Below are 20,609 nucleotides of genomic sequence, written 5' to 3'. Positions count from 1 at the left end.
CTGATTATTCTTCACTAAAACTTTTAATGACCTCTACAAATTCTGGATATTCTTTTCCGACCTTTTCATGCATTGGTTTTACGCTATCAATAAATGCCTGAACATTTGGTTCGGTAAAATTAACTCCTTGTTCTGTTGCTTCTTTGATCGCTTTTTCTGTTTCAGCCGCCCATAATTCACGTTGATTTAGGCTTAATTCATGAAGTGCTTCATCTAGGATATCTCTTTGGTTACTCGTTAACTTGTTCAAGGTGTTTGTATTCATAATTAATACGTCAGGTGCAAATAAGTGTCTCGTATTGGAAAACTCTTTCGCTACTTCCGCATGTTTGTTAACCGTTAAAGCTAATTCGTTATTTTCTAATCCGTCAATTACTCCTTGTTGGAGTGCACCATACACTTCTCCCCAGTCAAGCGGTGTTGGGTTACCACCCATTAAGCTCACCATTTCCATCAAGGTAGGAGAAGCTAGTGTCCGCATTTTTAAGCCTTTTAAATCAGAAGGTTCTGATATTGGAATATCCCTTGTATAGAAGCTGCGGGCACCTGCATCGAACCATGTTTTGACTACAAAGCCCAGTTCAGCCGTTTGCGGGAAGATTTCTTCTTGCATATACTCGCTGTCCATCATTCGATAGTAATGGGACTTATCATTAAATAAGTAAGGAACGCTAAACAAAGAGTACATCTTTTCATAGGATTCAATTGTGGATACCCCAGTGGAAACCATATCGACCGCTCCGAATTGAACCAATTCAAGTACTTCACGGTCCGAACCTAAAACTCCGCTTGAGTAGACTTTTCCCTTCAATGTTCCTTGAGATTTTTCCTCTAGATCCTCTGCAAATTGTTTTAGGGCAACAACGGTTGGGTGTGAGTCTGGTTGATTGCTTGAAATGATAAATTCAAAGGATTTATCTTCACTCTCACTTGCAACTGTCATTGACGAACAGCCAGTAAAAATCCCTAATAATAAGAGTAGACTCATTAAAACACCAAGTTTCTTCTTATTCTTCATCTGTACTTTCCTCCATTCTGTTGTCTCTATGAATAAATTTGTTTTCTTATTGATTACAGTTTAAGTCTATTAACAACGTGTTTACGTTGTAAGGGAATCGCTTACAATTACGACATTCAATAACACTCCAAAATAATGTACCATCATTTATACCTTAAAGCTTGTCATTTTTTAACTTCTCAAAATTTTCCTCTTCTCAAAAATGTTAACGTTAACAAAATGAGGAACAAAAAATGTTACCATTGTTTATGGAGGGGATACCAGTTCATTTTTTTATGGTATGTCTTGGAATGTTAACGTTAACAAAATACGTTAATAAAAAAATCCATCACCTGAAACTGGATCATACATGCTCATTTTGCAAGATAGATATAGAATTTAGTCCGACACTTGACCCCTTTCATTTTTTTATGCGTACAACTTAAGAAAACTCATCTGTACATCTTAAGTACTTTTATATTACCAGATTGAATTCATCTATGGTACCCCAAATTTCATTTGTTGAATTTATGACATAATTGGGACAAGGGGATGGGTGGTGGGACAAGGGGACAGGCACCTTGTCCCAAGGTTTTAGTGAATCTGTGTAACAACAATACCTTGGGACAGTAAACCAGTCCGAGGCTTAATGAAAGAGCACCAGAATTTTCCTTTTACCTTTTTAATTCAGAAGCTTATTATTTTAGGTCGGCAATTCCTCTAGTTATCTACTGATCCTGGTATGCCCAGTTCATAAGCAGTTTCTTCCCATAGAGTGGGGTTAGAGTCACAGGTTGTACCTATGAAAAGGTTATTTTGAATCATTGTCTTTATTGATACGAGCTAGCACAATTGCACCGAAGGACTTGGAAGGACTTGGGGACGGTTCTCATGTCCCATTCTGGGTCTAAATCAAGGGAAGGCGTCACCACCCGAATTTCATTCATCACAGTTGAGAAATTAAGAGTGCAAAAACTTGGATAATTAACTAAGTCTTGGTCGGTGTTTGTATATATAAATCCTTTCTGAAATAAAACTTATCACTAAACCGATTATTATCGGAACGAATGAACCAGTTGTAATAATAAAGCCATTTGCGTTTTCTGTATATTCGTAATGAAACATTTACAGAGGAATAGTGAACACATAACCAATTAAGTAAAGTAGGGCAGTGGTCAGATGAAATGGGGACGGTTCTCAATTCCCATTCTGGGCTCTAAATCAAGGGAGAGGGATGTTTAGGGGGTATGCCAGAAGGACAAAGGGACTGGCCTCGTCCCTGATTAAGATAATGGACCGAGTTTATTAGTGGTAAGGGGGTTCCATTCGGAGAAGGAACCTATTTCTTTCACTTATAGTTAATTTCCTAGTTCATCTCTCTTCCTTTCATCTTCCTCATCATATCTTTTCACTAGCTTGTAAGGTCGAACTTGAAATGCTTCATATGGAATGCATTTTCCTTTCAACCCATCCAATACCCTAGGAATGAATTTTCCTCTTTTAATGTAGGTAGAAACATTACTTGAATCGAGGGGGAAGAAACTAACATCTTGAGTTTCTTGGGAAGTAGTAAGTTTCCCTCCAATCATTTTCCCGCGGAAAACAATGGCGATGGTCTTACCGTTTGAATAAACACCTGTAATGCCGGATAGCTTCACGATAATCCCAGTTTCTTCTTTTATTTCGCGGCATAAAGCTTGGTCAAGCGTCTCACCATCATCTACTCCCCCTCCAGGAAGCTCCCATGTATCATTTCTCCAATAGGTTTGAACTAAAAGGACCTCTCCTAATTCATTTGTAATAAAACCACTAACCGTGACGTTTTGTTTTGGGCTTTCGGAATCTCCTAGTGCAGTTAAAACTTCCTCGGAAGATTGTATATATGGTTTTCCTAAGCGATGCATTTGCTCCTGCATTTTCTTCACCATTTCATCCTTATTGACTCGCTGCTGTATTTTACGATATTCCTCCAGGTTTGGATATTCCCATATCACCATTACCTCATTTGACTCCGCTAGCCACTTGCCAACTAGTTTGGCCCCATTTTTAACTTGAACCGGCAGGATAAATTGCTCAAAGAATTGTTGAAACTCCTCGAGCTTTTCGGGGAGAACTTTGTATCTTTCTCTTCTGTAATACATAACAACCCTCTCTTCTGGGTATGGTTCTTATGTCTCATTCTGGGAACTCAATCAAGGGAAGGCGTCACCACCCAAATTTTATTCATCACAGTTGGGAAATTAAGAGTGCAAAAACTTGGGATAATTAACTTAGTCTTGTTCGGTGTTTGTATAGATAAATCCTTTCTGAAATAAAACTTATCACCAAGCCGATTATTATCGGAACCAATGAACCAGTTGTTAGAAAAAAGCCGTTTGCGTTATCTGTGTATTCGTAATGAAACATTAACAGAGGAATAGTGAACACATAACCAATCAAGTAAAGTAGGGCAGTGGTCAATACGAACGATCCAAAAGTAACTACAAAACTCTTTAACTTCATATCTAAACACCTCCTAATTTTATATAATAGCAAATATTGGATGAAATGGGTACGGCTCTCAGGTCCCATTCTGGGATCTAAATCAAGGGAAGGGGATGTGTAGGGGGTATGGCTCTATGCATCTTTTTAACTTATTCCTTTTAATATGAATAATCCTGATGTGGATAACGGGTTAATGGATGTGGCATTGGTGGCGCTCTTTTTATATTTATCTTGTCGGCTTAAATAGTATGAGTGCTTATTTTAATTGTTTGGTTTATGATGGATTTGATGATTGTTTTCCTCTTGCATTCTCCTATAGTTCCTTTCGTGTATTCTCCTCCCTTTCTATTTCCATAAATCCACATAATGTATAACCGTCTTAGAAACTATTGGATTAAGATTTTTCATTGACTTTTAAAGTGTCCAGTGTTGGATAAATAGGTGGTTGAGGCAGAGATGTAGAAGTAGTGTATAATGGTACGTTACATCATAAAGTCAGAATATATTATATGACAACAAATAACTAGATTCAGCATAGGTTTCCGATTACTGTATTCCCCAGCTTTACCTGTTTAACAGAATGTTTCACGAGCATGGGAGGGGCGAGGAATTAAGTCCCTTTGTCCCACCCCTGTTTTTGCCCCAAAAATTTTCATTGACTAATTAAAGCGTTACCATTATGATATGTATATACAAGCTACTAAAACGTTTTCGAAAAGAGAACGTATTTTTTTAAGCCAAAACTAAAACGTTTTCGAAACTATTCTTTTAGAGTAAAATTAAAACGTTTTCAGTGATTTTTTTTCGAATCAAACTAAAACGTTTTCGAAGGGAGTTCTTTTGTTTTATGATGAATTACACACTCGGAAAAGGTAATTATACAAATTGGATCGTGTCAGAGGTCGAATTTTCCCCGGATACGCTTGGGAAATGTGAATCGATTATGTATCTTGGGAACGGATACATGGGAATGCGATCTACTACGGAAGAGCCATATTTAAAGGAAACTAGAAATCTATTTGTAAGCGGTACATTTAATAAATTTGACGAAGAAGAAGTAACCGAGCTGCCAAATCTAGCGGATATTACCCGCCTTGACATTCGTGTCGATGGGGAACGCTTTAGCCTAGAGTTTGGTGAGACATCGGAATATGTGCGTCAGCTTAACCTAAAGACTGCCGAACTAACACGAAGCTTCACTTGGACTTCACCAAAAGGGAAGGCATTGCGCTTTCATTTCAGAAGATTCGTTTCCCTCGAGAATCTCCATTTAATTGGAATCAAGATGGATGTCGAAAGCTTAACCCATCCAGTTGCGATTTCCTTTGATTCTGGAATCAATGCACAAATGAGCAACTCCGGCTCACAGCATTTCCATGAAGGTGAGCGTCGGATTTTTGACAAGCGTTTTGTTCAGCTCATCCAAACAACCATACAATCTAAAATTGATATCGTGATGAACACAGCTCATAAAGTAGCAGTGAACGGCGTGGAAGTAAACGAACCTGTGATGAACATGGATCGTCGCAAAGTCTGGTTGAGTTTTGATGCGAACCTTGATCCAGGCGATCAATTAACCATGGATAAACTTACGACGGTGTACACAAGCCGCGATAAGGATTTTGATCATCCAGAATACGATTTAAGCAAACTTCGCGAACATTCTTTAGAAGATTTGCGGACAAGCTATGAGCAAGGATATGAAGCTCTGTTCCAAGCTCACCAAGAGGCATGGAGCCAAAAGGTCTGGAATGCGTATAATCTCGAAGTAAACAGTAAAGACAACTTTGATATGCTTGCGCTTCGCTTTGCGATGTACCACTTAACAATCATGACTCCAGCTCATGACGAAAGAATGGGAATCGGTGCAAAGGCATTGAGTGGGGAAGGATACAAAGGTCATTCCTTCTGGGATTCAGAAGTATTCATTCTACCATTCTTCATGTATGCCAATCCAAAGGTTGCTAAATCTCTATTAAAATATCGTTATCTTGGCTTGGTAGGCGCGCGTAAAAAAGCAGCTGAAAACGGCTATGAAGGTGCGATGTACCCTTGGGAAGCAGCTTGGCCAACAGACGGTGAAGTAACGCCAGTTTGGGGAGCGGTTGATATTGTAACTGGAAAACAAACCAAAATCTGGTCTGGGTTCATTGAACAACATATTACAGCGGATATTGCGAATGCTGTTCATCAATATTACACCATCACAGGGGATCATGAGTTCATGGATCAATATGGGTATGAGATGATCTTTGATACGGCAATCTTCTGGGCAAGTCGTTTAGAGTGGAATGAAGAAAAGCAAGAGTACCATATTAATCAAGTAGTTGGACCAGATGAATACAAAGAACATGTTGATAACAACGCGTTTACAAATCATATGGCCCATCATAACATGCAGCTTGCCATCCACTATGCGGATGTGCTGAAAGAAGAAAACCCAGGGCGTTTTGCGGAACTGAATGAGCGGTTACATCTCGATACGGCTTATCCAAAATGGCAATCAAAATCGGAGAAATTATACTTGCCACAACCGCGGGAAGAAGACCTTGTCATTCCTCAGGATGATACGTACCTCCAATTGAAAGAAATCGACTTGACGAAATATAAAAATCAAGAAAAAGTGGGCAGCTTGTTCAATGAGTACAACCTCGAGCAAGTTAACCAAATGCAAATTACGAAGCAAGCGGACGTTGTCATTCTGCAATTGCTGTTAGAACAGGCCTTTTCTGCTGAAGTGAAGAAAGCGAACTTCGATTATTATGAGCCAAGAACGCTGCATGATTCTTCACTAAGCCTTTCTTCTCACGCGATTTTGGCAAATGACCTTAAGGAAGAAGAGCTTGCATACTCGCTCTTCAAACGAGCATGCGAAATTGACCTAGGTCCATCAAAGCACTCATCCGACCATGGTGTGCATGCAGCTTCGATCGGCGGAATCTGGATGTCTGCTGTATTAGGATTTGCGGGTGTCCGCGTTTTAGATGGCAAATTACGAATCAATCCAAACCTGCCAAAGCATTGGGATGATATGAAATTTACGATTTATTGGAAGGGACAACCAGTGAACTTAACAATCACCCAAACTTCACTAACTGTAAAAGCGGAGAATAAGGAAACTATTGTATTTGAAACATACGGAAATACGTATGAGTGCCAAGATCAGATAGAAATTAATCTTAACAAATAAAATCATGTTTATTTTAGGAGGAAAACTCATGAAAAAAGTGGCTAAATTTATTGCTGGTGCGTTGTTAGTAGCAGGTTTGACAGCATGCGGTTCTTCAGATGAAGGTAAGAGCGATGCTGGCGGTGCAGCAGAAGAGTCCATTACGTTAGCGGTTTGGGGTTCATCTCCTTCTGAAACAGAAGGGTTAGAAAAAACAGTCGCAAGCTTTGAAGAGCAGTCTGGAATTGATGTAAACGTAGAAATCATTCAGGATAACTTCCAAGATGCTTTAACAGCGCGATTCGCAGCGAATAATGCTCCAGATGTTTTCTATTTAGAATCTTTTGCCGCGCCTAAATTTATCCAAAGTGGTGTGTTAGCGGACATTACTGAAGACGTAGATAACCCAGAGGATTTTTATCAGCCACTTATCGACTCTTTCAAAGATGAAGACGGTAAGCTTTATGCTCTACCTAAAGATTATTCTACACTTGGAATGTATATCAATACGGACCTTTTAGCACAAGCTGGCTATTCGGTTGAAGATGTTCCAACAGATTGGGAAGGGCTTGTAGCCTTCGCTGAAGAGCTTCAACCTAAATTAACAGAAGACCAGGCAGCAATGATCTTTGATGCTACTTTAGCGCGTAATATGAGCAGCATGATTGCAAGTGGATTGAATCCTGTTAATGAAGAAAACCGTGCCGACTTTACATCTAGCCCAGAAGCATTCGACTATCTTCAAAGTCTTGTAGATGGAAATGAGGCAGGCTATCTTCAAAACCCAACAATCGACCTTGGAATGGATTCTGCTGGGGCAGCATTCGGTTTAAACAAAGCGGTGATCATGATTGAAGGAAACTGGGTACTTAGTGCATTGCGTCAAAATTATCCTGATGTGAATTATGAAGTCGTCGAAGCACCAACTGTATATGGTGAAAACCAAACGATGACCTTCACAGTTGGTTATGCTATCGCGAAGGATACAGAGAAGAAAGAAGCCGCAACAGAGTTTGTAAACTATATGACTGGTGAAGGACAACGGCAGTGGAGTGAAATTTCTGGGACATTCCCAACTCGTCAATCGGTTGCAGAAGCGATGGAACTTGAAAAAGATGAAGTTCTAGCAGCCCATGTACTTGGTGCAGAATACGGGACAGTTTGGTCTTCAGGTGTCTACCTTCCTGTAATTGCAAACGCCTTTGACAACCAATTCCTTGCAGCAATTAACGGTGACAAAACCGTTGAAGAAGCCATGAAGGATGCGGAAAAAGAAGCAAATGATGAAATCGAACGTCAACAGTAATTTGCCACACAACATAATGGGGCTATTGATAGTGAAGTAGCCCCTCTTTTAATCAATTACACGAAGCGGATGACGGAAATATGTGCTTCTATACCGGTTAACCTCCATGTCCTCGTGGGATACCGTACTTCAGATGTACGTCTGACAAATAAGACGCTTGTGTTTCTCTAAATAAGAGGTGAAAGAAAATGGGTAAGAAACGTTACAACAATCTGCAAGGTTATTCCTTTTTATTACCAGCATTATTGGTGATCCTTGTATTTACCGTGGTCCCAATTGCATATGCGTTTTTCATGATGTTCTTTAAAGTTGATCTTTTATCTGGAGCAAGAACCTTTGTTGGATTCGGTAACTTTGAAAAAATCTTCAGTGATCCAAAGTTTTGGGCATCATTTGAAAATACGATTAAGTACGTAGCCGTTGTCGTTCCGATCCAAACCATTATTGCCATGATTCTAGCATCCTTATTAAATAGTAGAGTGAGGTTTAACCGGGCTTTCTTAACGGTTATGTTTATTCCTACCCTCACATCATCTTCGGCTATGACGTTGATTTTTATGTGGTTGTTTAACAACAATGGGTTAGTGACAAATGTATTGGAATCCGTATTTGGGACAAAAGTCCAATTCTTAACGAATCCGGACTTAGCACTTTCGGTCATTATGGTGATGAATATTTTTTCAACGGTACCGCATTTTATGGTTGTCTTCCTATCAGGTCTTCAAGACATTCCAGGTAGCCTTTATGAGGCCGCATCGATTGATGGTGCCAATAAAGTCAAGCAGTTCTTCAATGTAACTGTTCCACAGTTAATGCCTATTACGTTTTATGTTGTTACTATGGGATTGGTTGGGTGTTTCCAAATCTTTGACCAGGCATTTATCATTTCAAACGGGACAGGTGGACCGCAAAACTCAACGCTCACATTCTCCCTATATATTTATCAATTAGCATTCTCAAGTAATGATATGGGACGAGCTACAGCCTTAGCATTTCTACTAGGAATCATTATCTTTACAGTAACGTTCATTGTGAACAAACTATTAAAAGCCGATGAAGTGAATGGGTGATAAACATGAAAAAAAATAATCGAACCCTGAAAATCATAGTCTATACGTTATTAATTGCTTACTCACTAGTCACACTAGCACCTTTTGTCTGGAGTGTTTTAACCTCTTTTAAAACTACTGCAGAAATTGCAGGAGGCGGGACATTTTTCCCGGAAATATGGAGTACGGATGGTTATCGGACAATCTTGGACTCTCAATATCCAACATGGGTAATGAATTCCTTGTTTGTTGCACTGATCACGACCATCTTTAATATTTTCTTTAATACAATGGCCGGCTATGCGCTCGCAAGGATTAATTTTAAAGGGCGGCAATTATTATTTAGCTTTCTTCTTATCTTAATTATGGTTCCTTCCCAAGTCACGATGATTCCGCTTTATATTGTCATCTCAGACTTAGGTTTAGTTGACTCACAGTGGTCGATCATTTTTACGACGATGATTAATATTGGGTACATCTTTATGATGAGGCAGTTCTTTATTAACTTTCCACGCGATGTGGAAGAAGCGGCTGAAATGGACGGACTCACGCGTTTTGGTACATTTCTCCGCATTGTTCTTCCAAATGCAAAGGCTGCCGTGGCGACACAAGGGGTATTCGTGTTTATGGGTGTGTGGAATGAATTCATGAAGCCATTGCTCTTCATTTCAAGTCCGGATAAATACATGCTTACCCAAGGGTTAAACGCCTTATCGAAGACGTTTAAAAACTCAACGCAATGGGATGTCATCATGGCAGGATCTCTGCTCTCAATCATTCCAATTTTCATCCTTTACATTGTGTTAAATAAGTACTTTATTACTGAAAACGACCAAACCGCTGGGGTAAAATAAAACAGATAGAGGGGTTATATATGGTGAAAGCAGTTATATTTGATTTAGATGGTGTGATTACCGATACTGCTGAATTACATTATCAAGCATGGAAAAATCTAGCCAACTCGATCGCGATTGATTTCAATCGGGAGTTTAACGAAGAGTTAAAGGGAATCAGTCGGATGGATAGTTTAAATAAAATTCTCCAACATGGAGGCGTGGCTGATCAGTATACCGAAGAGGAAAAGCTGGAATTAGCAACGAAAAAAAATGAAGAGTATAAAGGGTTACTCATTCATTTAAAGCCAGAGAATATTTATCCTGGCATTAAGGAATTTCTAAATGCTTTAAAACAAAGTAATATAAAGATAGGTTTAGCATCGGCAAGTAAAAATGGACCAGCTATCCTTGACTATTTGCAAATTACCGACTACTTTGATACGATTGCCGACCCTGATTCGGTTATAAACGGCAAGCCAGCACCGGACATTTTTCTCAAAGCAGCGGAACAACTCGGGGTCTCTCCACAAGATTGTATCGGCGTTGAGGACTCAGAAGCTGGAATTGAAGCGATTCAATCGGCGAATATGTACGCTGTTGGTGTTGGTACGGTGGAAGTAATGAGAAAGGCTGGAGCCGACTTGGTTTTAGCTGATACGACTGAATTGGTTTGGGATCAGCTGCAAGAAGCATTTACGGCGAAAGTGAATGGATAGAATATACATTGTTAGGCAGGGAGTAGGTGAAAGAAATGGCCACTATTAAGGATGTAGCTAAAAGAGCGGGTGTTTCGATTGGAATCGTCTCAAAGGCGTTCAATAATTATCCAGATGTGAGTGAAAAGACGAAGCAGAGGATATTAGAAATCGCTAAGGAAATGAATTATACGCCCAATGTTGTGGCAAAAAACTTATCATCGAAAAAGCAGCTAACAATTGGGATTATTACCTCTGGTTTACTCAATATGGATGGAAAAGATAATTTTAACCTTTTTAATATGTACAAAGGTGCTTATAGTGCAGTAGAGGATAAGCAGTATGAACTTGCTTACTTCTTTACCGATTCGATTAAACAAAAAGAAAAGAGTTACGCTCAATTCTGTCGAGAACGGAATATCGGCGGGGCTATCTTGCAAGGGATTAGTGTCGATGACCCGTATTTCAAAGAGCTCGTTGACACGAATATTCCATGCGTGCTCATCGATATCACGACCAATGACGAAAAAGGCCTGATAGGCAATGTTTCGACCGATAACTTTGAAGCGAGTCGTGAGGTTGCGAACTATTTGCTTGAAAGCCAACACCGTAACATCGCGGTGATCGCTGGGAAAGTGGAGGCCGTCGTCAATGCGGAACGCTTAGCTGGAGTGATTGCGGCTTTCAAAGACCATGGATTGGAGCTTCAAGAAGAGGATGTTCTGCATGCGAACTTTTCCGAAGAAGATGCCTATACGATGGCGAAGCAGTATCTTGAAACAAAGAAGCCAACTGCATTTTTATGCTTTAGTGATTTGATGGCTTTCGGTGTTATGAAGGCTGTGAAAGAAGCGGGTTTGAGAATTCCAGAGGATATTTCGATTACAGGCTTTGATGGGTTGATCATCACGGAATACACTCAGCCGCTGCTCACAACCGTCAGGCAGGATTTCTTTGAAATTGGCAAACAATCGGCTTTATTGCTCCAACAAATGATGGAAAAGAAGTCAACCAATCAAAGAGTGTTTGTCCCGCATCAGCTGATCAAGCGGGAAAGTGTCAAACCACTTTCATAAAATGCATGGGTGCAGGGATAACCCGCTTCCGGTCAGAAGCTTGCTGTCATTGGAGAAGTTGAACACCTAAAAAGGTTGTTTGGCTTCTCCATTTTTTTTAGTTCGGATTTGGATGTTACTTAGGAGGAGAGAGGATATGAAAACATGGTGGAAAGAGGCTGTTGTCTATCAGGTCTACTGGCGCAGCTTTTATGATACGAATGGAGATGGGTTTGGGGATTTAGAAGGTGTAATCGCGAAGCTGGATTATATAAAAAAACTTGGGGTGGATGTGATTTGGCTCAACCCATGTTATGAGTCTCCTGATTTTGATAATGGGTATGATATTTCTGATTATTATCAAATTATGGATAAGGCTGGGAATATGGCCACATGGGAAAGGCTTTTGGCTGAGGTACATAAGCGTGGGATGAAATTGATTATGGACCTTGTGCTGAATCATACATCTGACCAACACCCATGGTTTCTCGAGTCTAGGTCTTCAAAAGACAATCCGAAGCGCGATTGGTACATTTGGAAGGATCCGAAAGATGCTAAGGAGCCGAATAACTGGCGCTCTTATTTCACACCATCTGTTTGGGAGTATGATTCAACAACGGAGCAGTATTACATGCATTCCTTTGCAATCCAGCAGCCTGATTTGAACTGGGAAAACGAAGAAGTTCGCCAGGCGATTTACCAAATGATGCGTTTCTGGTTAGACAAAGGGATTGATGGTTTTCGCTTAGATGTCATTAATCTCCTCGCTAAGGTCAAAGGCTTCCCAGATGTGGAAAATCCTCAAAACATCAACTATCTTGGCAATAATCCAGGGATTCATGAGTATTTACGAGAAATGAATCGAGAAGTGCTTCAGCATTATGATATTATGACCGTCGGCGAAATCCCATTTGTGACCCCTGAGGATGGGGTTCTCTATGTCGGAGAAGATCGCAACGAGCTGCATACATTGTTCCACTTTGAGGTCGCCGACGATATGCCAACATGGGATATGACCCGGTTTAAGGAGATTCAAACCCGTTGGTATGAGGGGTTAAAAGGCAGAGGGACAAACTCGCAATTTTTAAATAATCATGACCATACAAGGCAAGTGACTCGTTACGGAAATGACGGAAAGTACCGCGTTGAGTCTGCGAAATTATTAGCAACAATGATCCATACCCTTCCTGGCATCCCGTACGTCTACCAAGGGGAGGAAATTGGGATGACAGGTGTGCGCTTTCCCTCGATTGAAGATTATAACGACATTGCGATGAAGAATAAGTACAAAGAAGAAGTGGAAAAAGGCCGCGACCCGGAAGAAGTATTTGAAGATTTATTAGTACTAAGCCGTGATAACTCAAGAACTCCCATCCAGTGGAACACGGGCGAACAGGCTGGTTTTACAACAGGAACCCCGTGGATCAAGGTCAATCCTAATTATCAAGAAATCAATGTCGAGGCGGCTCTCGCTGGCCCTGATTCTGTTTTCTATTACTATCAAAAGTTAATTCGCTTACGCAAAGAGAATCCCGTGATGATTTATGGGAATTATCAAGATGTATCAGCTGGGGATGAGCATGTCTATGCCTACACAAGAACCGATCAAGGTGTGACGTGGTTGGTGCTACTGAACCATAGCGATAATGAAAGTTTATTCATGATCCCAGAAGAGGTAAGCACAGAAAACGCACAATTGGTCCTGGCAAATTATCAAGACAGCAGCCAACAAGAATCCCTACAAAAACTAACCCTACGCCCCCATGAAGCGCGGATCTATCAGGTTTGAGCGGAAACGGAACGGTGGAACGGTATCTAATGCCACCACTCAAGTTTTGGGAGATTCGTAGAAAGAAGATAGTCATTAAATAGATAGATCGCCCTACTGCTTTACGGCAGAAGGGCCATTTTTTTCTGGTAAGACAGAGGGACAGGTACCTTGTCCCACTCATTTATGTTTGGGATGAACACAAGGCAGACACCTTATCCCAAAATGCGGGGATGTATTAAAGGCTAACCTGCTAGATCCCGTTCATAGTTAGTGTTTGTTTAATTTTATTCCTCGGGTAGGAGAGTCGGAAACTGAACTATGTGGAGTTTTGTTTCATCATAGAGCGAATCGCAAGCTGAAAGGCCCTTCAAAAAGCTTGACGGGCCTTTCAACTGGGCGAGTGAAGAGAAACTGGTGGATAAAGGAGTTTTTCATGGGTACTGGGACAAGGAACCTGTCCCCTTGTCCCACTATTTATTTAAGTACCTCCATAACGTTGTTCGACTGATACCCAGCTGCTCGGCTGCTAAGGTTTGGTTGCCTTTATGTTGGTCAAGTACTAGTTTGATCATATCTAAATTAAATTCATGTAATGTTTTGCTGCTGTTAAATGAAATATTCATTCCAGCTTCTGAATGAGAAATCGTTTCAACCATTTTTTGTTTGCCCAAAATACTATTGACATTATGACTAGTGATATAGAGCGATTTAGATAAGTAGACTAATTCGGTTAGAACTTGTTTTAATTGTTTGAAATTCCCTGGCCAATTATATTGTGAAAGAGCAGCCAGTGCATTGGGCTCGTACCCGATAATATCGGTATTGTTTTCAATATTAACCTTATTTAAAAACATCGTTAAGATAGCCGATAGTTCATTTCTTCTTTCTCTTAATGTAGGGAGAAGAAAACTGATACAATTCATCCGATTCATTAATTCTTTATAAGATTCTGATGTCATCCCTTCAGAAGTTTTATCGCAAATAAAGATCAATCGATTACTTACGTGTAAGTTAGTTGATTCAACAATCGTGAGTAACTTTTCGAAGTTTTCACTTGAAATTTTATCAAACTGATGAAACAGGATTGTATTACCAGCTTCAAGTAAAGGGCCGTTGCTTGTGTTTAAAAGATGTTTCCACATTGCATCATTTAGTAAGGTACAATTAATGGTTACCAATGTATGATTGTGATTATTTTGACTGGTGAATACTCTTTGAGAGACGATATCTTTTCCTGTACCTCTTTCTCCTAGTAAGATAATTGGCGAATTATTCGAAGCAATTTGTTTGATTTTATCGTTAAGATCATCTGTGATAATAGGATTTTTATATAAGTTTTGATTTAATTTTTGTTCCACTTCTGACTTATCTTCATATGTAACACCGAATTTAGCATTCATGATCGGTGTTACCGATTTTTGAACAGTTACAATATAGTAAAAATCATTTGCCTTATATGAACTATTTACTTTTAAGTTATATAGAGTGTTGTTTACTGAATGATAAAAAGTATGGGATTCACTAAAGGGAGTAGTCTCTTTTTTATTAAGTAAATAATGATAGATTGAGGCATTAATTTCACTATCTAAACTTGAATAAATCAACTCAAACTGACTGGTTAAAATTAAGCAGTCCGTTTTAAATTTCTCAATCGCCTCTGTAAGTAAGTTATTTTGTAATTTTAATTTTTGAAGATGCATATTTAACTCGATTGCTTGTTCGTATGTGCGTTTAATACTTTCACTTCCTGATGTAATCAGGATTGTATTTAAAGAAATTTCGAGTGCTAGTTTATTCGTGATTGCATCACAAAGAACTAACTCAACCCCTTTTTTCTCCAACGATTTTAGTAGACCTAAGTGATCACTTGAATCATCGATCGTATAGATTTCCACAGAATAGTCTAATATGTCACAAATTAGATGGGCCGTTTTAGTAATACTTGAATAACCTACAATCGCAAATTTAGAAGTGTAGTTATTTGCTAGTTTGATTGCTCCTAAAATGTCATAAACAGATATCGAAACATCTATAACGGGTATAGAGATATGTTTCCTAATTAAGTCAGCAGTACCTCCTCTTGATATGACAATATCGTAATCGTGATGACTCATCTCCAGGGCCAGATTTTTTCCTTCTTGTAAATCACCAGTATACGTATGGAGCAAAATGTTAGTGAAAGTAGATCCTACATTTTCCATTGAGTATCGTAACTCTTCGTAAGGTGCTATCCCAAGGATTTTTGTTATCTTTTGCATATGAATTCCCCTTATGTGTTTCATAATTAAACAATTTAACACTAATTCTAGAATTATGATAGCGTTTTCTATAGAAAAGTTTCAAAATGTAACAATAACCATTATTATCTTATTTTTTCGCGTAGAGTATAAGCCTATAATCTACTTATAAAGTACTAAGGTGGTGAACAAATGATAACGGTACTTATAATGGCTGACGACTTTACGGGAGCACTTGATACCGGAGTCCAGTTCTCTAATTACGGTGTGAATACTGTAGTGACCTCTGATTTAGAGTTTGAATTTAGTGAAACTACAGATCAAATAGACGTACTTGTCTTCAATACTGAAACAAGATATTTGAATAAAAGTGAAGCATATGAAGTGATTAAGAAGATCGCCTTAAAAGCGAAAGATGAAAATATTCAATATATATTTAAAAAAGTGGATTCAGCATTAAGAGGAAATGTTGCTTCTGAGTTAAGAGCGTTGAGTGATGTTTTCGAAGATGTATCCATTCCTTTTATTCCGGCTTATCCAGAACAAAATCGCTTTAGTTACGAAGGAATCTTACATATAGATTCAATCCCAGTAAGTGAAAGTGTTTTTGGACAAGATCCGTACGAGCCAGTAACGGAAAGCCATATCCCATCTCTTCTCCTTAAAGAAGCAGATTTAAAAACGTATATTACGAAAGAATATAAAATTCCACCAAATGAAGAAAGAATTTTGTTAATAGAAAGTCACTCCGATGAGGAGATGTTATCTCAAGCGAATGAGCTATTCAAGAATGGTGCATTAAATGTAACGGTCGGATGTGCAGGGTTTGCTAAAGCATTAGCAACGATCATTTATAAAAAAAGGGCTGTAAATCAAACCGATAGTAAACTTCCCTTATTGATTGTTTGTGGAAGTGTGAATCCAGTAACAAAGAAACAAATTGCATTTGCGGAAGTGAATGGGTTTGAAAGAATCTCTTTAACGATTGAGCAACTTTGGGATAAGCAATATTGGGATACAGGAAAAGGGCAAGAACAGATAAACCACTATTTAAGTATTGAACAACCTTTAATGATCGAAACCTATGGGAAGGTATCGACTGATAAAGTAAATCCACTATCTGATCAAAGGAATGAACTAAGATTTAGGATCGGACAGTCTCTCGGATATTTAGTAAAGAATCTTATGTCAAATGGGATTAAAAGAACTTTATTATTTACCGGAGGAGATACATTATATCAATCGATGAGAGTATTAGGGATTACCGAAATTAAACCTCTGAACGAATTATTCCCAGGAATTGTTCTTGGAAGTATTGATTATCAGGATGAAAATCATTATATCATTACAAAATCTGGCGGATTAGGTGATGAAGATCTATTTATTAAATTAAATGAATTGATTCGTAACAAAGGAGATGCTTATTATGTTAAATCAATATAATTTAAAAATGCCAACAAATGTGTTTGCAGGTGCAGATGCCATGCAAAACCTAGATACAATCATCAAAGACGGTGTAACAAAAATCACGATTTTTACAGATAAAGGCATCTTTAACCTGGGATTGCTAGACGAAGTCATCAGTATGATAGAAAAAAATAACATCGAGTACGAAATCTTATCTGATATCCCAACAGAGCCATCTTACCTAGAAGCTCAAGAGGTTATTGACCATTTTAAAGCATTGAACTCTGATTTAATCATTGGAGTTGGTGGCGGAAGTGTGATGGATATCGCTAAATTAGCATCCGTGTTATCGACTGATGATTATACGGTCAAAGATTTACTAGACAATCCGTTATTAGCTAAAAAACAAGTGACATCCTTAATGATTCCTACCACAGCTGGTACAGGATCTGAAGCAACTCCCAATAGCATTGTAGGTGTACCTGAGAAAAATTTAAAAGTTGGCATTGTCAATGGTGAATTAATTGCTGACCATGTTATTTTAGATAGCAACATGATCAAGAATTTACCTAAACCGATTGCGGCAGCAACAGGTATTGATGCTCTAGCACATGCGATCGAATGTTTTACTTCAAAAAAGGCGAATTCAATCAGTGACACATTTGCACTAGAGGCATTAGATTTAATTTTAAATAACATCATTGAAGCTTGCACAAATCCAGATGCACTTGAGGCCAAGCGTAAAATGTTACTAGGTTCTTTCTATGCTGGGGTAGCGATTACTTCCTCAGGAACTACTGCTGTTCATGCATTGTCCTATCCTTTAGGTGGGAAATATCACATTGCTCATGGTGTTTCGAATGCCATTCTCCTAACACCAGTGATGAAGTTTAATGAGCCAGTGATTAAAGACCTCCTAGCTAAAGCATATGATCGAGTTGTAAAACAAACAAATGAAGAATTAAATGTAGATGAAAAATCTAAATATATCATTGATTTATTAGAAAACATTGTGAAAACACTTGAAATTCCAACTAGCTTAAAAGAGTTCAATGTGCCTGAGGAAGATCTAGAAGGATTGGTCGAGGCTGGAATGCAAGTTCAAAGATTACTTGTGAATAATATGAGAGAAGTAACACCAGAAGATGCTCGTAAAATTTATCTAGAAATTATGTAGGAGTGAAGAGCGTGCAAAACAAACTACAAGGAATTATCGCACCAATTGTTACCCCAATGGATGACAATGAAGAAGTGAACTATGACGAACTCGTCAATCAAGTGAATAGAGTCATTGAGAATGGTGTTCATGGTATTTTTACGTTCGGTACGAATGGAGAAGGCTATATTTTAAGTGAAGAAGAAAAAGTGCATATCATGGAAACAGTCGTTGCTACAGTAGCGGGAAGAGTTCCGGTATATGCATCAACCGGGTTAGTCGGAACACAAGATACCATTCGCTTGTCTCTAGAAGCAAAGCGTGTTGGTGTAGACTACCTATCCATCATCACACCATATTTTGCAGCAGCAACCCAAGAAGAGATTTATCATCATTTTAAAACTGTTGCTGAAGCGGTGGATATGCCAATTGTTTTATACAATATTCCAGCTAGAACAGGGAATACGATTCAACCTGCGACGGTTGAAAAACTAAGTCGCATTGACAATATTGTTGGAGTTAAAGATAGTAGTGGGAACTTTGATAATATTCTTCAATATATTGAACGAACTAGAAATAGAGAAGATTTTTCTGTGCTATCAGGGAATGATTCCTTAATATTATGGACGTTACTTGCTGGGGGAACAGGCGGTATTGCAGGATGTTCGAATGTGTACCCGTTTACGATGGCTCAAATATATGAACAATTTGTAAAGGGTCAAATTGAAGAAGCTCGTAACTATCAAGATTCTATCAGAAGTTTTAGAGATTGTTTTAAATTTGCGAATCCAAATACTGTGGTAAAAACTGCGGTTGAACTACTTGGCTATCCGGTTGGGAAGTGCCGTGCACCATTCAATCAAGTGTCTGATGAAGGAATTGCAGCATTAAAATCAGTACTAAATGAAAATAGTGAAGCAGGGATGAAGTAGTTAGGAGGACATTATGAAAAAAATTATCGGAATAACAATGGGAGATCCTGCAGGTATCGGACCCGAGATCTCAATCAAAGCTTTTCAAAAGAAAAGCTTATATGAAAAATGTAACCCCTTACTCATTGGAGATAAAAGTATTATAGAAAGCTATTTAGAGAAATTCCCAGAGTTCAAAATTAAAGTAAATGTCATTACTACACCAGAAGATGGATTGTATGAATGGGGAACAATGGATGTCATTGACTTAGGTTCTGTAGATGCAAATGAATTACCGATTGGTGAAGTGTCTAAAGAAGCCGGAAATGCGGCCTATCTCTATGTTGAAAAAGTCATTGAATTAGCACTTGAGGGGAAAGTAGACGCAACCGTTACGAATCCATTGAATAAAGAAGCGTTAAACTTAGCTGGACACCACTTTGCTGGTCATACTGAAATTTATGGAGAGCTTACAAATACTAGTAAATTCTCGATGATGTTAGCTGATGGTGATTTAAGGGTGGTTCACGTTTCAACGCATGTTTCTTTAAGACAAGCCTGCGATTTAGTGAAAAAAGAGAGAGTATTGGATGTCATAAAAATTGCCCATCAAGCTTGTGTAAACTTGGGGATTGAAAATCCAAGGATTGCTGTGGCGGGATTAAATCCACATTGTGGAGAAAATGGATTGTTTGGTACGGAAGAAATTGATGAGATCATCCCTGCTATTGAAGTAGCTAAAAGTGAAGGGATCAATGCAATCGGACCTTTACCAGCAGATACAGTATTCTCAAAAGCGCGTGGAGGGATGTATGATATCGTTGTGGTCATGTACCATGACCAAGGACATATCCCATTAAAACTATTAGGGTTTGTATATGATAAAGAACAAAATAAATGGAAAGAGGTTTCTGGAGTTAATATTACATTGGGATTACCCATTATCCGAACCTCAGTTGATCATGGAACAGCATTCGATCAAGCGGGTAGTATGACTGCGAGTGAAATTAGTCTTGAAAATGCTATTGATTACGCGGTACAGCTAGCAAATAATGCGAATAAAGAAACGCAGTCAATCGTATGATCATTGATTTAACAGAAAATTTAGGCGAATATAGGTCGTTAAATCCTAGAATTGCTAATGGTTTAGAGAAATTAAACGAAGTCGAACTAGATTATACCAAGCGATTTGATTTTGATGGTGGGTATTTATTCTTTCAGGAAGGAACTACGACTCCTATAGATGAAGGAACATTTGAAGCACATAAAAAATATATGGATGTTCAAATTGTTTTGGATGGTTCGGAATATGTAGCGTGGGCACCCATTAATCAATTAGTAGTTGAAGTTGAATACAACCCGGAAAAGGATGTAGTTCGACTAAACGGTAGTCCGAAAGAAACCATGAAAATCACTAAAGGGATGGCCTATATTTGCCTGCCTCACGATGGACATAAAGCGTTAAAATATATAAATCAAGCGACGAAATACAAGAAAGCGGTCATTAAGATCGAAATTTAATTAGAAAGATAAGGT

Annotated in this window: 16 protein-coding genes; 12 read left to right on the top strand and 4 right to left on the bottom strand. The window is 38.7% G+C overall.

What is annotated here, in order from left to right; translation table 11 throughout:
• Positions 1 to 4 precede the first annotated feature (4 nt).
• The 3 genes from LG336_RS25715 to LG336_RS25705 form a co-directional block, all read right to left on the bottom strand.
• The gene (locus LG336_RS25715; RefSeq protein ID WP_404330316.1) at positions 5 to 1,018 is read right to left on the bottom strand and encodes a TRAP transporter substrate-binding protein; all 1,014 of its coding nucleotides are present in this window, start codon (positions 1,016 to 1,018) and stop codon (positions 5 to 7) included.
• A 1,337-nt stretch (positions 1,019 to 2,355) separates the two neighbouring features.
• A complete protein-coding gene (locus LG336_RS25710) occupies positions 2,356 to 3,138 on the bottom strand; it encodes an NUDIX domain-containing protein (RefSeq protein ID WP_404330315.1) in 783 nt (260 codons plus the stop codon).
• A 124-nt stretch (positions 3,139 to 3,262) separates the two neighbouring features.
• Complete coding sequence (locus LG336_RS25705; protein WP_404330314.1) at positions 3,263 to 3,499, bottom strand: hypothetical protein; 237 nt, start codon at positions 3,497 to 3,499, stop codon at positions 3,263 to 3,265.
• A gap of 829 nt (positions 3,500 to 4,328) precedes the next feature.
• Here LG336_RS25705 and LG336_RS25700 point away from each other — a divergent pair.
• From LG336_RS25700 to LG336_RS25670, 7 genes are all read left to right on the top strand, one after another.
• Positions 4,329 to 6,671 carry a glycoside hydrolase family 65 protein gene (locus LG336_RS25700; protein WP_404330313.1) on the top strand — a complete coding sequence of 781 codons (2,343 nt, stop codon included), beginning with the start codon at positions 4,329 to 4,331 and terminating at the stop codon, positions 6,669 to 6,671.
• 28 nt (positions 6,672 to 6,699) lie between these two features.
• A complete protein-coding gene (locus LG336_RS25695) occupies positions 6,700 to 7,956 on the top strand; it encodes an extracellular solute-binding protein (RefSeq protein ID WP_404330312.1) in 1,257 nt (418 codons plus the stop codon).
• A gap of 188 nt (positions 7,957 to 8,144) precedes the next feature.
• On the top strand, positions 8,145 to 9,026 hold the full coding sequence (locus LG336_RS25690) for a carbohydrate ABC transporter permease (RefSeq protein ID WP_404330311.1): 882 nt from the start codon (positions 8,145 to 8,147) through the stop codon (positions 9,024 to 9,026).
• Between the two features lie 5 nt (positions 9,027 to 9,031).
• Positions 9,032 to 9,859: a carbohydrate ABC transporter permease gene (locus LG336_RS25685; protein WP_404330310.1), complete on the top strand. Its 828-nt coding sequence runs from the start codon at positions 9,032 to 9,034 to the stop codon at positions 9,857 to 9,859.
• 20 nt (positions 9,860 to 9,879) lie between these two features.
• A complete protein-coding gene (gene pgmB, locus LG336_RS25680; protein WP_404330309.1) occupies positions 9,880 to 10,557 on the top strand; it encodes a beta-phosphoglucomutase in 678 nt (225 codons plus the stop codon).
• 35 nt (positions 10,558 to 10,592) lie between these two features.
• The gene (locus LG336_RS25675) at positions 10,593 to 11,612 is read left to right on the top strand and encodes a LacI family DNA-binding transcriptional regulator (protein WP_404330308.1); all 1,020 of its coding nucleotides are present in this window, start codon (positions 10,593 to 10,595) and stop codon (positions 11,610 to 11,612) included.
• 136 nt (positions 11,613 to 11,748) lie between these two features.
• Entirely contained in the window at positions 11,749 to 13,380 is a 1,632-nt protein-coding gene (locus LG336_RS25670; protein ID WP_404330307.1) for an alpha-glucosidase, read from the top strand.
• Positions 13,381 to 13,832: 452 nt separating this feature from the next.
• Here the strand turns inward: LG336_RS25670 and LG336_RS25665 are convergent, their stop codons facing one another.
• Positions 13,833 to 15,620, bottom strand: coding sequence for a PrpR N-terminal domain-containing protein (locus tag LG336_RS25665; protein ID WP_404330306.1), 1,788 nt, complete (start codon positions 15,618 to 15,620; stop codon positions 13,833 to 13,835).
• A gap of 171 nt (positions 15,621 to 15,791) precedes the next feature.
• On the opposite strand from LG336_RS25665, the gene LG336_RS25660 reads away from it, so the two are divergent.
• Genes LG336_RS25660 through LG336_RS25640 form a run of 5 tightly spaced genes read left to right on the top strand, consistent with a single transcriptional unit; the run spans position 15,792 to position 20,594 of the window.
• Complete coding sequence (locus tag LG336_RS25660) at positions 15,792 to 17,042, top strand: four-carbon acid sugar kinase family protein (RefSeq protein WP_404330305.1); 1,251 nt, start codon at positions 15,792 to 15,794, stop codon at positions 17,040 to 17,042.
• Positions 17,026 to 18,183, top strand: a complete 1,158-nt coding sequence (locus LG336_RS25655) for an iron-containing alcohol dehydrogenase (RefSeq protein ID WP_404330304.1) — start codon at positions 17,026 to 17,028, stop codon at positions 18,181 to 18,183. The genes LG336_RS25660 and LG336_RS25655 overlap by 17 nt, the downstream gene beginning before the upstream one ends.
• Positions 18,184 to 18,194: 11 nt before the next feature.
• The gene (gene dapA, locus LG336_RS25650; RefSeq protein ID WP_404330303.1) at positions 18,195 to 19,094 is read left to right on the top strand and encodes a 4-hydroxy-tetrahydrodipicolinate synthase; all 900 of its coding nucleotides are present in this window, start codon (positions 18,195 to 18,197) and stop codon (positions 19,092 to 19,094) included.
• Positions 19,095 to 19,107: 13 nt separating this feature from the next.
• Positions 19,108 to 20,157: a 4-hydroxythreonine-4-phosphate dehydrogenase PdxA gene (pdxA, locus tag LG336_RS25645; RefSeq protein ID WP_404330302.1), complete on the top strand. Its 1,050-nt coding sequence runs from the start codon at positions 19,108 to 19,110 to the stop codon at positions 20,155 to 20,157.
• The gene (locus tag LG336_RS25640) at positions 20,154 to 20,594 is read left to right on the top strand and encodes a YhcH/YjgK/YiaL family protein (protein ID WP_404330301.1); all 441 of its coding nucleotides are present in this window, start codon (positions 20,154 to 20,156) and stop codon (positions 20,592 to 20,594) included. The genes pdxA and LG336_RS25640 overlap by 4 nt, the downstream gene beginning before the upstream one ends.
• Positions 20,595 to 20,609: the final 15 nt, after the last annotated feature.

The sequence above is a fragment of the Mesobacillus maritimus genome, from assembly GCF_044803185.1.
Classification (GTDB): domain Bacteria; phylum Bacillota; class Bacilli; order Bacillales; family Cytobacillaceae; genus Mesobacillus_B; species Mesobacillus_B maritimus_B.
This window is presented reverse-complemented; position numbering and strand designations above follow the sequence as displayed.

Coding starts and splice junctions, on each gene's coding strand:
- LG336_RS25690 (WP_404330311.1), top strand. CDS start 8,145: ATGGGTAAGAAACGTTACAACAATCTGCAAGGTTATTCCTTTTTATTA.
- pgmB (WP_404330309.1), top strand. CDS start 9,880: ATGGTGAAAGCAGTTATATTTGATTTAGATGGTGTGATTACCGATACT.
- LG336_RS25710 (WP_404330315.1), bottom strand. CDS start 3,138: ATGTATTACAGAAGAGAAAGATACAAAGTTCTCCCCGAAAAGCTCGAG.
- LG336_RS25695 (WP_404330312.1), top strand. CDS start 6,700: ATGAAAAAAGTGGCTAAATTTATTGCTGGTGCGTTGTTAGTAGCAGGT.
- LG336_RS25685 (WP_404330310.1), top strand. CDS start 9,032: ATGAAAAAAAATAATCGAACCCTGAAAATCATAGTCTATACGTTATTA.
- LG336_RS25700 (WP_404330313.1), top strand. CDS start 4,329: ATGATGAATTACACACTCGGAAAAGGTAATTATACAAATTGGATCGTG.
- LG336_RS25670 (WP_404330307.1), top strand. CDS start 11,749: ATGAAAACATGGTGGAAAGAGGCTGTTGTCTATCAGGTCTACTGGCGC.
- LG336_RS25705 (WP_404330314.1), bottom strand. CDS start 3,499: ATGAAGTTAAAGAGTTTTGTAGTTACTTTTGGATCGTTCGTATTGACC.
- LG336_RS25715 (WP_404330316.1), bottom strand. CDS start 1,018: ATGAAGAATAAGAAGAAACTTGGTGTTTTAATGAGTCTACTCTTATTA.
- pdxA (WP_404330302.1), top strand. CDS start 19,108: ATGAAAAAAATTATCGGAATAACAATGGGAGATCCTGCAGGTATCGGA.
- LG336_RS25675 (WP_404330308.1), top strand. CDS start 10,593: ATGGCCACTATTAAGGATGTAGCTAAAAGAGCGGGTGTTTCGATTGGA.
- LG336_RS25640 (WP_404330301.1), top strand. CDS start 20,154: ATGATCATTGATTTAACAGAAAATTTAGGCGAATATAGGTCGTTAAAT.
- LG336_RS25660 (WP_404330305.1), top strand. CDS start 15,792: ATGATAACGGTACTTATAATGGCTGACGACTTTACGGGAGCACTTGAT.
- LG336_RS25665 (WP_404330306.1), bottom strand. CDS start 15,620: ATGCAAAAGATAACAAAAATCCTTGGGATAGCACCTTACGAAGAGTTA.
- LG336_RS25655 (WP_404330304.1), top strand. CDS start 17,026: ATGTTAAATCAATATAATTTAAAAATGCCAACAAATGTGTTTGCAGGT.